Below are 14,910 nucleotides of genomic sequence, written 5' to 3'. Positions count from 1 at the left end.
ATGAAACTCACCAATATTCTGGTCTGCGGCATTGGCGGGCAGGGCGTGATGACGGCGACCGAGATCCTCGCCGAGGCGGCGCTATCGCTGGGGTACGATGTCAAGAAGACCGAAGTCGCCGGGATGAGCCAGCGCGGAGGCGTCGTGAGCTCGCACTTGCGCTTCGGCGACCGCGTGCTGTCACCGCAGATTGCGGCCGGCGAGGCCGATCTGCTGGTCGGCTTCGAGCTTGCCGAGGCGCTGCGCTGGGTGCATATGCTGCGTCCCGGGGCGACGGCGCTGGTCAACCTTGGGCGGCTGGTGCCACCGGTGGTGAATCTCGGCCTGTATCCGTATCCCGAGCAACCGGTCGAACAGATGCGAGCACTCGGGGTCAGCACCCATGCGTTCGATGCCAGCGCGCTGGCACTGCAGCTGGGCAATATCCGCCTCGGCAACACCGTGATGCTCGGCGCCATGGCCGATCGCCTGCCGTTTCCCGCCGATGTGCTGCGCGATGCGGTACTCGCGCGCTTCGCGCGGCGCAAACCTGATCTGCTGGAACTCAATCGCAAGGCCTTCGAGCGCGGGCGGGACGCGGTGGCGAAAGCGGCAGTGGCCTGAGAACAACGCGCGGCGCACACAATCCTGCCATCGGCCGGCGGCGGTTCTGCACTGACAGATTTCGCGCGCTGGCTCGCAGTCCCCGCCGTTGCTGTTAAAATTGCGAGCTTTTTCGAGGCTATAGCGATGACCGCTCGCATTATTGATGGCAATGCCCTTTCGGCCCGGGTGCGTGGCGAAATTGCCCAACGTGCTGCCGCGCTGACGGCACGTGGTGTGCAACCGTGTCTTGCGGTCATCCTGGTGGGCGAGAATCCGGCTTCCGCCGTCTATGTGCGCAACAAGGTGTCGGCCTGCGAGAAGGCCGGCATCCGCTCGCTGCGGCTCGATTACGCAGCCGATGTCGCGCCGGCCGAGGTGATGGCCAAGCTGGCCGAACTCAATGCCGACCCCGCCGTGCACGGCATCCTGGTGCAACTGCCGTTGCCGCCGCAGTTCGACGAAGCCGCCGTGCTCGAAGCGATCAGCGTGGCCAAGGATGTCGATGGTTTTCATGCCGAAAACGTCGGACGCCTGTCGCAGAATCAGGACGCTTTCCTGCCCTGTACGCCCCATGGCGTGATGAAGATGTTCGAGGCCGAGGGCGTGGCGCTTGCCGGTGCCGAGGCAGTGGTCATCGGTCGCTCCAACATCGTCGGCAAGCCGATGGCAATGCTGCTGACCAACGCCGGCGCCACGGTCACCGTGTGTCACTCGAAAACGCGTGATCTGCTCTTCCATACCCGCCGCGCCGACATTCTGGTCGCGGCGATCGGCAAGCCGCGTTTCGTGACCGGTGACATGATCAAGCCGGGCGCCACCGTGATCGATGTCGGCATCAACCGCCTGGCGGACGGAAAGCTCTGCGGCGATGTGGATTTCGACTCCGCAAAGGAAGTCGCCGGCCTGATCACGCCCGTGCCTGGTGGCGTCGGCCCGATGACCATCACCATGCTGCTCGAGAACACCGTGATCTCCGCCGCACGCGCGGCCGGCAAGTAAGTCTCCAAGGACAATACAATGAGCGAATCGAAGCCGGTCGTCGGCATCATCATGGGCTCCAACTCCGACTGGCCCACCATGCAGGCCGCGGCGAGGATGCTGGAAGAATTCGGTGTGCCTTTCGAGGCGCGCGTCGTCTCCGCCCACCGTACGCCCGATCTCATGTTCGAATATGCCGAGCATGCACGCGGTCGTGGCCTGAAGGCGATCATCGCCGGCGCCGGCGGCGCGGCGCATCTGCCCGGGATGGTGGCCGCCAAGACCACGCTGCCGGTGCTCGGGGTGCCGGTGCAGTCCAGGGCGCTGTCGGGCCAGGATTCGCTGCTTTCCATCGTGCAGATGCCCAAGGGCATTCCGGTTGCAACGTTTGCCATCGGCGAAGCTGGTGCGGCCAATGCGGGCCTGTTCGCGGTTGCGCTGCTGGCTGTTGCCGACACGGCGCTGGCAGAGAAACTCGAGGCGTTCCGCGCCCGCCAGACGCAGACGGTGCTGGACATGAAGCTGGACTGAAAGGCGCACGATCATGATTCTTCCGCCCGCTACGCTTGGCATGCTCGGCGGCGGCCAGCTCGGCCGCTTCTTTGTTTCGGCCGCCCACGAGATGGGCTACAAGGTCTGCGTGCTCGATCCCGATCCGCACAGCCCGGCAGGCTTGATCGCGGATCAGCATCTGGTGGCCGCATACGACGACTATGTGGCGCTCGATGCCATGGCGGCGCAATGCGCCGCAGTGACTACCGAATTCGAGAACGTTCCCGCGGATACGCTGGATTACCTGGCCAAGTTCATTCCGGTGCATCCATCTGCAAGTGCAGTGGCGGTGTGCCAGAACCGTATCGCCGAGAAGACCTTTCTCGCGGATCACGCCGTACCGCACGGCCCCTTCGCCATCATCCGCTGCGAGGACGATATCCGCGAGGCAGCAGACGCATTGTTTCCGGCCGTGCTCAAGATCGCCCGTTTCGGTTATGACGGAAAAGGGCAGGCTCGCGTCGCCGATCGCAACGAGGCGCTCGCCGCCTTCCAGCATTTCAAGGGCGAGCCCTGTGTGCTGGAGAGGATGCTCGAGCTCGATTACGAGGTGTCGGTGGTGCTCGCGCGCGATGAGGCGGGCGTGGTGCGCTGTTTTGCAGCGGGCGAGAATCGTCACCGCAACGGCATTCTCGACATCACCATCGCCCCGGCTCAGGCGTCCCCCTGCGTCACCGAGGCGGTCCAGGTGCGGGCCCAGGACATCGCCCTGCGCCTGGCTGGCAAGCTGGGTTATGTCGGCACCCTCGGGGTCGAGTTCTTCGTCTGTGGCGGAGAATTGTTCGTCAATGAGATGGCGCCGCGCCCGCACAACAGCGGCCACCACACCATCGATGCCTGTGATGCGAGCCAGTACGAACAGCAGGTGAGGGCATTGTGCGGTTTGCCGCTTGCGCAACCGCGCCAGCATTCGATTGCGGTGATGGTCAATCTGCTCGGCGAACTGTGGTACGAGGACGGCAAGGGGCACGGCAGCTATCGCGAGCCCGACTGGTCGGTGCTGCACGGGGTTCCCGGCCTGCGCTTGCATCTCTACGGCAAGCACCATGCGCGCCCTGGCCGCAAGATGGGACATTTCACCGTCACGGGTGACGACGGTGACGCGGTGCTCGCGCTTGCGTGTCAGGCACGCGCTGCAATCGGTATCGGCGACGAATGATCAAGCCGAACGCCGAGCCCGCACCTGCGCGTGGCCGCATCGAACCACCTACGCTGACCGCCATCCGGCACGCAGCTGATCTGCTGCGCGCGGGCGACATCGTGGGCATGCCGACCGAAACGGTCTATGGCCTGGGGGCGGACGCGCTCAACCCGGAGGCGGTGAAAAAAATCTTTGCCGCGAAAGGCCGACCTGCCGATCATCCGCTGATCGTCCATCTCCCCGACGCCAGTCACATGGTGCGATGGGCCGCAAGCATTCCCAAGGATGCCATCGCGCTTGCACGTGCCTTCTGGCCCGGCCCGCTCACCCTGATCCTGAAACGCGCCGACGGCGTGCCGGACGAGGTGACCGGCGGTCAGGATACGGTCGGCCTGCGCGTGCCTTCACATTCGATCGCGCTGGCGCTGTTGCAGGTGTTCGATTCCGGCATTGCTGCGCCTAGCGCCAACCGCTTTGGCCGCATCAGCCCGACCACTGCCGAGCACGTGCATGAAGAACTCGGCGACAAGGTGGCGATGGTGCTTGACGGCGGAGCCTGTGCGGTCGGCATCGAATCGACCATCGTTGATTTTTCGCGCGACACGCCCGAAATCCTGCGTCCCGGCGCCATCACCGCGGATGACATTGCCGGCGTCATCGGCCGGCGGCCGCGTGTGCGTGGCGAGATGGGCGAGAGCGTGCAGGAAGCCGCGGCGCTGTCGCACGCACCGCGCGTGTCCGGCGCACTCGCTGCCCACTACGCTCCCGCCACGCCGCTCAGACTGCTGCCCGCCGAGAAGCTGATCGAAGAGGCCGCGATGCTCGCCGGGGAAGGCAGTCGCGTCGCGGTGCTGGCGCATACGGTTGCCGACCCGCACGACGCTCGCCTCATCTGGCAGTCCGTTCAATGCGACGCGGCAGCCTATGGTCACGACCTGTACGCCAACCTGAGAAAACTCGATGCGAGCGGCGCCGATTTCATCCTGCTGGAAGCCCTGCCCGCAAGCGAAGACTGGCGTGCCATCGCAGACCGCCTTGGCCGCGCCGTCGTCGGCTCGGGCGCTGAACAGGACGAAACCTGAATCCAAGGCTTTTCTTTGGGGGAGCGGTTTCATATAATGCGGCCTCTACGGGCCGATAGCTCAGCTGGGAGAGCGCCGCGTTCGCAATGCGGAGGTCGTGAGTTCGATCCTCATTCGGTCCACCATACACAAGGGCCCGGAATAACTCCGGGCCCTTTTTCTTGCCTGAAATCTCCGCGTCACGCGGGGTTCAGGCCATCTGTGTTGCGGGTGGCCTGCAGCCGAAACGCCCGAAATCGGCCACTTTCTCCGTCAGAGCCGTCCCCGTTTTCCGTTTGGTCTGCGGGTAGGTGTAGATAGGAGTCATGCAAAATCCACAACTTACGAGCACTGCTCGTTGCCAACCAAGGCGACTGGTCAGGCATCGAGCCCTGCCACCACCTTGCGCAGCGCCACCGGCAAGGGGTGGATGTGGTGACCGAGTTGGAACACCTGCGTCGCCTCAGGCTCGCGGGTAGCCCCCTGGGGTAGTGTTCAGAAGTTCGTGCAGAAGCGTCTGCGGTTGGACGACGTGGGGGGACATGGCTAAGGTTGATTCGCCAGCACCCTAGCGCACCGCCTCCCGACTGGGCAGCGCCCCCAGCGCCGCACCCGCGGACACCACGACGATGCCGAGGGCCACGGTCAGGCTGATCGATTCGCCAAGCAGGAAGAAGGCGCCGATGGCGGAGACGGCGGGCACCAGCGCGAGCATCATGGACGCTTGGCTGGCGCCGATCTTCTGATTGGCGTAGCTGTACATTCCGGCAGCGAGCAGCGCGGCGATCACCCCCTGGTAGCTGCCTTGCAGCAGCAGGTCGCCCCATGACGCATTGCCGATGGTCTTGGGCAGCCACAGCAGATATACCGGCATGTAGCTCACCGCCGCGAAGCTGGCGATGCCGAGGACGGCGAGTTTGGGCTGGATCTGCCAGCTTCGCATCAACAGACCAAAAATTGCCCAAGTCAGTGCGGCGGAGAGGAAGAGCACGTCGCCGATCCACTCGGTGCCGTGGCGCGGCGCGAACAGGCTTTCGGACGCGATCAGCAGCAGGCCGCAAGTCGATAGCAGCAGGGCGATCAGCACCATGCGCGGGATGCGGAAACCGGCCCCCACGCCGAGGATGATCACGGTCCAGAACGGGATGCCGCCATTGACGAACACGCCCGCATGCGCGCTGGGTGCAAAGCTGAAGCCGGAGTACACCAGCAGTGCGTAACCCAGACCGCCGAACAGCGTGAGCACCATGTAGCGCGGCCAGTCGCGTACCGCAACGCGGGTGAGGAAGAGCGGCAGCGCGATCAGGCCGGAGATGCTGTAGCGCAACGCAGCGAGGTCGAACGGCGTGAAGCTGCCGGTGCTGCCGAAGCGGGACACGATGTTGAAGCCCGACCAGCACAACACCACGATGACGCCGGCAAGCGTACCTTTCTGGATGTCGGAGAGGCCGCGGTGCCCGGACGGAGAGGCCGGCTGTGATTGCATGTGATCCTTGTCTGTGGTGCTGACGGCGGTGGCCGGCGAGTGTGCTTGGGGGTGCCTTGTGGGCAGCGGGAACGCTTATGCAGCGAAGGCAGGGATCTTACCGCCATCGTGCCAAATCGTCCCGGCCTGCGTTCATCAGATCACGCTGTGCTCCCTTGCGCAGGATCAACTGCCGGCACCGGGCAGGCCCATGGGGAGCAGGAAGGACGATTTCTCGACCGCCCGCGTCGTCGGCGTGTCGAGATCCTCCACCGTGAAGTGGATGGGCTGGCTGCCGCGCAGGGACGGATCCGCGACGCCGGACACGCTCACCGACAGGGTGGTGATGCTGCCCGCCGAAGCCTCGAAGACGTCGCGTCCGGCCAGGCGCACGTCGGCCGGGCCCGCCACCTGCAGGCGGAAGCGGCGCGGCTGCTCGAGCATGTTGGCCACCTTCAGCAGGTAGTCATTCTCGATCCGGCCGTCGTCGTCGATGCGCAGCAACGCGTGGCGATCGCGCAGCACATCGACGGCAAGCGGCGTGCGCTCGGCAAGCATCACCACCCCTGCAGCGGAAAACGCCACGAGGGTGGCCAGGTATACCTGTACGCGCGGACGCAGCAGGGCGGGGCGCGGCCTGGCCGGCGCTGCGGATGCTGCCAGTTCTCGTTCGCTGGCAAAGCGGATCAACCCCGTGGGGGCCTTGATGCGCGTCATGACCTCGTCGCAGGCGTCGATGCACAGCCCGCAATTGATACAGGCGTATTGCAGCCCTTGGCGGATGTCGATCCCGGTGGGGCAGACCTGCACGCACAGGCCGCAGTCGATGCAGTCGCCCTGCGCGGCGGCGCCCTTAGCCTGGCGGCGCGAGAGGGCGCCACGCGGCTCACCGCGGCGCGTGTCGTAGCTGACGTTGCGCGTATCCGGATCGCCCATCACCCCCTGGAAGCGCGAGTAGGGGCACATGTGCATGCACACCATCTCGCGTGCAAAGCCGGCCAGCAGATAGGTGAAGGCGGCGTAGAAAAACACCCAGAATGCTTCCCACGGGCCGAGTTCGCCGGGCAGCATGCGTGCGAGCAGTTCGCGAATCGGGGTGAAATAACCGACGAAGGTGATCGATGTCCACAACGCGATCGTGAGCCAGATGGCGTGTTTGGTCGCCTTGAGCGCGAACTTGCGCATGCCTGGCGCGGACTGGTCGAGCCGCATCCGCGCCAGGTGGTCGCCTTCGACCTTGGCCTCGACCCAGCGGAAGACGGCGGTATACACGGTTTGTGGACAGGCGAAGCCGCAGAACACCCGCCCGGCCAGCGCGGTGGCGAAGAACAGTCCGGTCGCTGCGACGATTAGCATCACCGCCAGCAGCATGGCGTCCTGTGGCCACAGCACGAGGCCGAAAAGATAGAACTTGCGTTCGGCGATGTCGAACAACACCGCCTGGCGATCGCCCCATGGCAGCCAGCACAGGCCATAGAAGACGATCTGGGTTAGCCATACCATGCTCCAGCGCAGGGTGTTGAAACGGCCGGAGGTGGTGCGAGGGTGGATTTTGCCGGTCTTGTTGTAGAACTCGATCCGGGCGCCATGGGCTTGCTTGAGCGGCGGTTGCATGCGTGGTTCTCCATTGCGACCCGCAGCACCTTCGACATGGGGTGTGCGGCGCAGTGGCGCGAGTAAACCACTCGTGCGTGCAGCGTAACAGTCTCAGCTGGTAGGTAATTCGAGCATAACAGTTGCGGTGAGGCGTCTTGGCTCGGGGCAGCGTGCTCAGTGAGGGCTGTCCCGATCGACGCCAGTGCCGCCTGAGCGTTGTTGCTGCAGTAGTTGGCCAAGTTTTTCGACGGCGTTCTCGATCTCGTCCGACCATGGATGTCCGAAGTTGAGCCGAATGCAGTTGCGGTAATCCTGCTTGGCAGAGAACAGGGGGCCGGGGGCGATGCTGATGCCGGCGTCGAGCGCGCTGCGGTGGAGCGTGAGTGCATCGAAGCAGGCGGGCAGTTCCACCCACACGAAATAGCCGCCGCGCGGCCGGGTGATCCGGGTGCCCGCCGGGAAGTGGCGGTCGAGCGCCGCGGCCATGCGCATCTCCTGCTGTTCGAGGGCGGCGCGCAGGCGGCGCAGGTGGGTATCGAACGCGCCCTGCTTGAGAAAGTCGGCAATGGCGATCTGTACCGGTATCGTCGTTGCAAGACTGGCGGAGAACTTCAGGCGCTGGATCTTCTGCGCATAGCGGCCGGCGGCGACCCAGCCGACGCGGTAACCGGGGGCGAGGCACTTCGAGAAGCCCGATACGTGCAGCACGCGGCCGTCGGTATCGAGGGCTTTGGTCGCGAGTGGCGCCTCGCGCCCGAAATGGAGTTCGGCATAGGTGTCGTCCTCGATCAGCGGCACGTCATGCTGGCCGAGTACGGAGATGATCTGCCGGCGCGTGTCGTCCGGCACCAGGCTGCCCATCGGATGCTGGAAATTGAGCATCAACAGGCAGGCCTTCACCGGGTGATGGCGCAGCACGTCCTCCAGTGCGGACAGACTCACGCCCGTGCGCGGATGGGTGGGAATCTCGATCACGCGCAAGCCGCGGCGCTCGATCATCTGCAGGCTGGCGTGGAAGGCTGGGGATTCGATGGCGACCAGATCGCCTGGAGAAGTGGTCGCTTCCAGACACAGATTGAGCGCTTCCATGGCGCCGTTGGTGACGACGATCTCACTGGCCTGTACCGAGGCGCCGCGGGAGAGGTAGCGCAGTGCGATCTGACGGCGCAGTTCTTCGTTGCCGGGCGGAAGGTCGGTCACCGTGGCGCGCGGGTTCATGTGGCGCGCAGCCGAGGCGAGGAAGCGGCCGAGCTTGTCCAGCGGATAGAGCGCAGGACTGGCGAAATTCGAACCCAGCGGCACCACTGCAGGATCCTTGACCGATTCGAGGATCTCGAACATGAAATCGCTCACCTTGAGTTCGGTCGAGGCGCCTCGCGGCCGCGTGATCTCCGGTTCTGCCAGCCCCGCACGCAAATTCGGCCGCACGTAATATCCCGACTGAGGCCGCGCCTCGATCAGCCCACGGCTCTCCAGCAGGTAATAGGCCTTGAGCACGGTCGACGGGCTCAGGCGCTGCGATCTGCACGTGCTGCGCACCGAGGGCAAGCGGTCGCCGACGCGCAATACGCCGTCGGCAATGTGCTTCTCGATTTCGAAGGCGAGGTTTTCGTACAGGGTCATGGGTGTGGCAATACGCCAGACGCGCCGCGCGGCGCCGGGCGACATACTGACACAAGCTTGCGCGGAATCGCCGTTTCGCAGCCGCTACCCCACCTTTGCCCCGGTCAGCTCCTTCAGCGTGTCGGCCACGCTCTTGGTGTGTCCTGCGGCGAGGGCCGTCTCGCTACTGAACGACTGGATCGAGTCGAGCATGCCCGAGAGGTGGGAGACGTCCGCCGACTGGCGCTCGATCGATTGCGCGACTTCGCCGATATCGTTGGCCAGCGCCGAGATGTTCGAGCCGATCTCGCCGGCGCTGTTGCGCGATTTCTCGGCAAGCTTTCTCACCTCGTCGGCAACCACCGCGAAGCCGCGTCCGGTTTCGCCCGCGCGCGCGGCTTCGATGGCGGCATTGAGGGCGAGCAGATTGGTCTGGTCGGCGATTTGCTGGATGACCTCCACAACGCCCTTGATGCGGCCGCTGGCAGTGGCGAGCTCACGCGCGCTGTCGGCGACGGTGCCGGCCTGCCGGGTCAGCGCGCTGACAGTGGTGCCGGCACTGTGGATGACCTCTTCCTGCTGGCCGAGTTGTCGGGTGAGGCTGTCCATCGATGTGTAGAGGTCGGTAGCGCACGACTCGAGCTGGTTCGATGTGGCCTGACGCAAGGCGTTGGCCTGCTGCAGCGTGGCGCCGAGATCGTTGAGGCCGCGCACGACAGGTGCGTAGTTGCCGTCGAAATCCTCGGGGTCGAGGGCGTCGTCGAAGCGCTCGGCCTTGTAGCCTTCAATCTGCTGCAGCATGACTTGCGACAGGCCGGCCAGCTTGCCGATCTGCCGGCGCAGGAAGAAGGCCTTGAACTCACCGTAGTGGGCGACGAAATTGTCCACGTATTCATCGGCAAAGTGGGTGCCCTTGGGCACCCGAAAGAAGAAGATCGCGGTGAGTGTCTGGTTGAGATTGAGACCGAGAATTTCTCCGAAGGTGGAGAAGCCGGCAATCTGGATGCCGGCGACGAGGCGGTCGATGCCTTTGAGCTCGCTCTGGTTGTACAGGCGGCGCAGGATGCAGTCGTTCATGATGCCTGCAATCGGCTTGCCCGGCTTACCCTGCATGAACTTGCCCAGATCGCGCTCGGTGGTGGCGACAAAGCCGGTGCGTCGCACCAGCACGAGTTCCTCGCCCGAGGCAATGTCGCAGTAGAAATGCACCAGCTTGGTTTGCAGGTCGATTTTCGAGATCGAGCGTACGAACAGCTCATCGCCGACGCGAATGGCGAAGGAGTAGTCGGCCAGCTTCTGCTCGAGCGCCTCCGGGGCGCAGCGCAGCGCTTCGCACAAGGCATCGACCATGGGCAGGATGGTGCCGGTATGGGTGATGACCTGGGCCACATGGCGGCGCTCCAGTGATGCGTGCAACACGTGGAAGGAGAGCTTTTCGGGCTCGAAGTTCTGGCTCTTGAAGACCCCGAAGCGGATGCCCGGCGCCGTCTTCACGAAGGCGAGCAGCGCATGGTTTTCGAGCTGCTTGCGGCCGTCATGGATGGCGGTCTTCTGGAAGTCGAGCTTGCCGCCGGCCGAGCCACCGACAAACAGGCAGGGGAAGCGCCCGGACTCGTAGAGCGCCTCCATGAAGAAGGATTCCGAGGCCGACAGACCGTCGAACAGGACGTAGGCGAAGGTGTCGCGGTGGTCGATGTCGATCGAGCTGCGGGTGCTGCGGATATTGTTGACCAGACGGTCGATGCGTGCGCCCAGGTCGACCGCCGTCGAGCCGCTGCGGAGGTCTTCGCTGCCGAGCGGTATGGTCACGACCTCGGCCTGGCTGATGATGCTGGCGTCGAAGCACTGCACTACCACGCGGTCCCAGCCGGTTCCGGTGTCGCAGTAGAGCGCCGGCCCGTCTTCGCTGCACAGTTCGCCGGCCGTCGTACAGAGAGCCATCGGCGTACCGGGAAATCGTCGTCCGAGCTCGCTGGCCACGGTGTCGATATTGATGTTCGGCGAAACAAAGGCGGTGATGAAGGTCGGTTTGATGGATACCCGTACAAGTGCTGCGGCGAGCTCGCCCGAGCGGGCCTGAAGCGTGGTGACGCCGGCAGTGCTGCGAGCCGCCCTGTTGTTGAACAGTCTCATGATTCCCCCTTGTCGGCAGCGATGGCTGCCCTCTCCGCATGACCGCTAACGGCATGCGCGCCGAAAGCTTGAATCCCCGGGATTCAGCAAGAAGCGTGCTTGTCTGACGCGGGAAAGAGGGAAATATGGGCACAGGCCTGCGCCCACCGGGTGGCGGATTCGTCGCCGCGCAGCGATGGATCGCCTGGTGCGCACGCAGAACGCGCCGAATTCGACTTTGCGGGGCGTGTGGTGACGCGAAAACGTCGTTTGCGGCGTTCCTGCCCGCTACCGCCAGGGGGCGCCTGTCGCCGCCGATGCATTGGACTTGCGATGAGCCGTGCCGCGTACCTTGTGCCAGAACGGAACACTGCCTTGTATCGCGAAGGGACGTTGGCGTCCTTCCTGCTCAGCGCCGTTGTCCAGGTCCGAGCGCGTTGCGTGGTGTTGGCTCAGACCCTGAGCAGCGCGATCTTCAGCGGTGGATTGCCGTCCGGGCTCGGGAAGTCGCTTTCGGGCTCGATCCACTCCACTTCGCGGATCGGCCGCCCTGCCTTCGCCGCGCTGCGCTGGAGCTGGTCGATCCAATCGTCGCGCTTGACCTGGGCCACGTTGTTGCAGCAGATCAGGGTTCCACCTTCGGCCGTCGACAGCAGTGCGGGTTTGAGCAGGGCGGGGTAGTCCTTGACCAGGTCGACGACGCCGAATGGGCTGCGGGCGTAGCGCGGGGGATCGAGAAAGACCAGATCGAACTGGTGCGGTTCGAGTTCCGGAAAGGGGGGCATGCGCTTGCCCCGCACCATCTTCGGCTGGCCGAGGCCAGAGAGCTGGCGCAATGCGGCAAAGGCGTCGCTCTTGACGAAGCGCACACGGATCGGCAGATCGTTGAGGCGGGCGTTGTCCTTGCCGACCGCAAGGCTCGACTCGGAAAAATCCACATTGACCACGTGGCGCGCACCTGCACGTGCCGCGGCGATGCCGATGCCGCACGTGTAGGCGAATACATTGAGGACGGACTTGCCCGCGGCTTCCTGCATGACGCGCCGGCGTCCGGCGCGAAGGTCCAGGAAAAGCCACGGATCCTGGCCCTCATGGCGGGCCTGGAAACGGTAGCGAACGCCCAGCTCGCGAAATTCGCGCGCTTGCTGCGCGATCTCGATTTGCTCGGGTGTGAGCGCGTTGACGATGCGCGAATTGGCCGGGCTGCGGTCGTTCAGGATCAGCGGCAGGCCGGGAAAGGCCTCGGCGTAGAAGGCCTGGATCGCGGCAAATGCGTCCGCTTCGAGCGAGCGATGGAATGTCTGCGCGAGCAGGGCGCTGCCGTAGCGGTCGATGGTCAGACCTGCTTCGCCCTCGACGCTGCCGTGAAACAAGCGGTAGGCGTCGGTTTCTTCCGCGGCCAGTTGTGCGATCAGGGGCGCGCGGACGGAGAGGGCCGCGTCAATTCGTGCGAGCAATGCAGTGTGCATGAGTGGCGGCGAGGCGCGCGTCGCATGGCGTACGCGCGACCGGACGCGGTAAGAGTCGCTGGGCCGTGAGTATGCCTCAGAGCGGGCTTTGCCGATACGGGGGGCGCATGCGGGCGGACCGGAGTTGCGCTGCGGGTATGACAGCGAGTCATATATCTGTAAAAAGCGTGTCATTGGCGGAATCTACGATTGGGCGCGCTGCAATTGCGCCCGACGCCCGTGCATGCACTGCGTCGGCCGGAAATTCCAATCCGCTCAATCTTGCCGAAACGTACAAGGATTCACTCAAGCCATGTCTCATTCGATCGATCAAAGCCGTCGTCGTACCCTCAAATTCCTTGCTGGTGCTCCCATGCTGCCGTTGGCAACCGGTGTCGCAGGTGCCTCGAGCTTCATGCTTGCGGGTTGCGTCGGCGGTTCGTCGTCTTCGTCGTCGGCAAAGTTCGAGTCCGTCAGCTTCACGTCGATGGCCGCGCCGACGTTGAGCAATGCTGCCGAGATGGCAACGACTAGCGTCAAATCGTCGATGGTGGTGAATTACTCCAACGGCACCTCCAAGACCTATGCGCTCGGATACCAGCCCTTCTTCGTGACCGGTGACCTGGTGTCGGACGGCAAGGGCGGACAAATTCGTGCGGGCGGTTACTTCGACATCAATGGCGCGCCGATCCTGGATGCCAACGGCGACCAGTTCTTTTCCGATTGCCCCGACGGTTCCAGCTTGTTGAAGCTGAACAACGCCAGCGTCGCGGGCGTCAGCGGCAACACGGTGTTTGCCGTTGTCCAGTTCGAGTACACCTCTCGCAATGCCGCCGGTGACAGCATGTACGGCAAGCTGCCGTCGCCGATTGCGGTACTGACATTGAGCCAGGATCCGAAGACCGGCCACCTCAGTCTGGTGAAATATCACAACGTGGATACCAGTGCCGCCAAGGGCCTGTGGATCACCTGTGGTGCCAGCCTGTCGCCGTGGAACACCCACCTCTCCAGCGAAGAGTACGAGCCGGACGCCACCCTCGCCAGCAACGCGCAACTCGAGGCCTTCAGTACCAACCTGTTCGGCGACGCCGCGACGGCCAAGCCTTACGACTATGGCCACATGCCGGAAGTGACGGTGAATCCGGATGGTACCGGCACGATCAAGAAGCACTACTGCATGGGCCGCATCTCGCACGAGCTGGTGCAGGTCATGCCGGACGAGCGCACCGTACTGATGGGAGACGACGCCACCAGCGGTGGGTTGTTCATGTTCATCGCCGATACCGCGCGTGATCTGTCGGCCGGTACGCTGTATGTCGCCAAGTGGACGCAGGTATCGGGCGTCGGTCCCGGCGCGGGCGATATCTCGTGGATCAGGCTGGGGCACGCAACCAGCGCCGAGATCAAGGCGCTGGTGGATGGCGGCATCAAGTCGTCCGACATCATGGATGTCAAGACTTCCGATCCTTCGGACGCGAGCTATACCAAGATCTGGTTTAACGGCAAGAATCAGTGGGTCAAGCTCGTCCCCGGCATGGAAAAGGCAGCGGCCTTCCTCGAGACCCACCGGTACGCAGGCCTGATGGGCGGGTCGATGGCCTTCACCAAGATGGAGGGCACCACGGTCAACGTCAAGGACAAGATCGCCTATTCGGCCATGTCCTACATCTACAAGACCATGACCGATGGCAAGAATGACATCCATGTGCAAGGTCCCGTTGCAGGTGCGGTGTACGAGCATGTGCTGGCGGGCGGCCAGAAGGACAGTGGCGGTGCTGCGATCAACAGCGAATGGGTGTCCACCCACATGTCGGCACCTGCCGGCGTGACCGGCGAGGATCTGGCCACTGCCGATGCGCTCGGCAACCTCGCCAATGCAAACAAGATCGCCAACCCGGACAACATCAAGTACGCAGAGAAGATGCGTACCCTGTTCATCGGTGAAGACAGCGGCAACCACGTCAATAACTTCCTGTGGGCCTACAACGTCGATACCAAGACGCTGTCGCGAGTGCTGTCCTGCCCGGCAGGTGCCGAATGCACGGGCCTCCATGCGGTGGACGAGATCAATGGCTGGACCTACATCATGAGCAACTTCCAGCACGCAGGTGACTGGGAGAGCCCCTTGCATGATGTGGTGAAGGACACCCTGGATCCACTGGTGAAGGCAAACTACAAGAACCGCTTTGGCGCAGCTGTGGGCTATATCACCGGGATGCCGGAACTCGACTGAGCCCTTCTGACTGTCGCCGCCAACCACGGTGGCGTCATCGCAGAATAACAAGATTCTGAGCAGTGCTTGCGCGGGCCTTCCTTCGGGGAGGCCCTGTTTTTTTGAAGAATGGTTCTCCTGCCAGACGTGCTTCGTCG

Annotated in this window: 11 protein-coding genes and 1 tRNA gene; 7 read left to right on the top strand and 5 right to left on the bottom strand. The window is 64.1% G+C overall.

Features of this window, described 5'->3' with window-relative positions; translation table 11 throughout:
- From J5J83_RS08310 to J5J83_RS08285, 6 genes are all read left to right on the top strand, one after another.
- Positions 1 to 603 carry an indolepyruvate oxidoreductase subunit beta gene (locus J5J83_RS08310; RefSeq protein ID WP_212347766.1) on the top strand — a complete coding sequence of 201 codons (603 nt, stop codon included), beginning with the start codon at positions 1 to 3 and terminating at the stop codon, positions 601 to 603.
- A 126-nt stretch (positions 604 to 729) separates the two neighbouring features.
- Positions 730 to 1,584 carry a bifunctional methylenetetrahydrofolate dehydrogenase/methenyltetrahydrofolate cyclohydrolase FolD gene (gene folD / locus J5J83_RS08305; RefSeq protein WP_212347763.1) on the top strand — a complete coding sequence of 285 codons (855 nt, stop codon included), beginning with the start codon at positions 730 to 732 and terminating at the stop codon, positions 1,582 to 1,584.
- Positions 1,585 to 1,602: 18 nt separating this feature from the next.
- A complete protein-coding gene (gene purE / locus J5J83_RS08300) occupies positions 1,603 to 2,094 on the top strand; it encodes a 5-(carboxyamino)imidazole ribonucleotide mutase (protein WP_212347760.1) in 492 nt (163 codons plus the stop codon).
- A gap of 13 nt (positions 2,095 to 2,107) precedes the next feature.
- Positions 2,108 to 3,274: a 5-(carboxyamino)imidazole ribonucleotide synthase gene (locus tag J5J83_RS08295; protein ID WP_212347758.1), complete on the top strand. Its 1,167-nt coding sequence runs from the start codon at positions 2,108 to 2,110 to the stop codon at positions 3,272 to 3,274.
- On the top strand, positions 3,271 to 4,338 hold the full coding sequence (locus J5J83_RS08290) for an L-threonylcarbamoyladenylate synthase (RefSeq protein WP_212347755.1): 1,068 nt from the start codon (positions 3,271 to 3,273) through the stop codon (positions 4,336 to 4,338). The genes J5J83_RS08295 and J5J83_RS08290 overlap by 4 nt, the downstream gene beginning before the upstream one ends.
- Before the next feature lie 49 nt (positions 4,339 to 4,387).
- Positions 4,388 to 4,463: transfer RNA gene (locus J5J83_RS08285), tRNA-Ala, on the top strand.
- A gap of 422 nt (positions 4,464 to 4,885) precedes the next feature.
- On the opposite strand, the gene J5J83_RS08280 is transcribed toward J5J83_RS08285, so the two are convergent.
- The 5 genes from J5J83_RS08280 to J5J83_RS08260 all read right to left on the bottom strand — a co-directional run bounded on the left by J5J83_RS08280 (position 4,886) and on the right by J5J83_RS08260 (position 12,549).
- Entirely contained in the window at positions 4,886 to 5,803 is a 918-nt protein-coding gene (locus J5J83_RS08280) for a DMT family transporter (RefSeq protein ID WP_212347752.1), read from the bottom strand.
- Between the two features lie 165 nt (positions 5,804 to 5,968).
- Positions 5,969 to 7,396, bottom strand: coding sequence for a cytochrome c oxidase accessory protein CcoG (gene ccoG, locus J5J83_RS08275; RefSeq protein WP_212347749.1), 1,428 nt, complete (start codon positions 7,394 to 7,396; stop codon positions 5,969 to 5,971).
- 156 nt (positions 7,397 to 7,552) lie between these two features.
- Positions 7,553 to 9,001, bottom strand: coding sequence for a PLP-dependent aminotransferase family protein (locus J5J83_RS08270; protein WP_212347746.1), 1,449 nt, complete (start codon positions 8,999 to 9,001; stop codon positions 7,553 to 7,555).
- Positions 9,002 to 9,085: 84 nt separating this feature from the next.
- Positions 9,086 to 11,113: a methyl-accepting chemotaxis protein gene (locus J5J83_RS08265; RefSeq protein WP_212347743.1), complete on the bottom strand. Its 2,028-nt coding sequence runs from the start codon at positions 11,111 to 11,113 to the stop codon at positions 9,086 to 9,088.
- Between the two features lie 431 nt (positions 11,114 to 11,544).
- Entirely contained in the window at positions 11,545 to 12,549 is a 1,005-nt protein-coding gene (locus J5J83_RS08260) for a class I SAM-dependent methyltransferase (RefSeq protein WP_249115657.1), read from the bottom strand.
- A 364-nt stretch (positions 12,550 to 12,913) separates the two neighbouring features.
- On the opposite strand from J5J83_RS08260, the gene J5J83_RS08255 reads away from it, so the two are divergent.
- Positions 12,914 to 14,773 carry an alkaline phosphatase PhoX gene (locus J5J83_RS08255; RefSeq protein WP_249115656.1) on the top strand — a complete coding sequence of 620 codons (1,860 nt, stop codon included), beginning with the start codon at positions 12,914 to 12,916 and terminating at the stop codon, positions 14,771 to 14,773.
- The last annotated feature ends 137 nt before the right edge of the window (positions 14,774 to 14,910 follow it).

The sequence above is a fragment of the Azoarcus sp. L1K30 genome (assembly GCF_018122735.1).
Classification (GTDB): Bacteria; Pseudomonadota; Gammaproteobacteria; order Burkholderiales; family Rhodocyclaceae; genus Parazoarcus.
The sequence above is the reverse complement of the archived record's forward strand: the minus strand, read 5'-3'. Positions and strand labels throughout refer to the sequence as shown.

Coding starts and splice junctions, on each gene's coding strand:
- J5J83_RS08255 (WP_249115656.1), top strand. CDS start 12,914: ATGCTGCCGTTGGCAACCGGTGTCGCAGGTGCCTCGAGCTTCATGCTT.
- purE (WP_212347760.1), top strand. CDS start 1,603: ATGAGCGAATCGAAGCCGGTCGTCGGCATCATCATGGGCTCCAACTCC.
- J5J83_RS08295 (WP_212347758.1), top strand. CDS start 2,108: ATGATTCTTCCGCCCGCTACGCTTGGCATGCTCGGCGGCGGCCAGCTC.
- ccoG (WP_212347749.1), bottom strand. CDS start 7,396: ATGCAACCGCCGCTCAAGCAAGCCCATGGCGCCCGGATCGAGTTCTAC.
- J5J83_RS08270 (WP_212347746.1), bottom strand. CDS start 9,001: ATGACCCTGTACGAAAACCTCGCCTTCGAAATCGAGAAGCACATTGCC.
- J5J83_RS08280 (WP_212347752.1), bottom strand. CDS start 5,803: ATGCAATCACAGCCGGCCTCTCCGTCCGGGCACCGCGGCCTCTCCGAC.
- J5J83_RS08290 (WP_212347755.1), top strand. CDS start 3,271: ATGATCAAGCCGAACGCCGAGCCCGCACCTGCGCGTGGCCGCATCGAA.
- folD (WP_212347763.1), top strand. CDS start 730: ATGACCGCTCGCATTATTGATGGCAATGCCCTTTCGGCCCGGGTGCGT.
- J5J83_RS08265 (WP_212347743.1), bottom strand. CDS start 11,113: ATGAGACTGTTCAACAACAGGGCGGCTCGCAGCACTGCCGGCGTCACC.
- J5J83_RS08310 (WP_212347766.1), top strand. CDS start 1: ATGAAACTCACCAATATTCTGGTCTGCGGCATTGGCGGGCAGGGCGTG.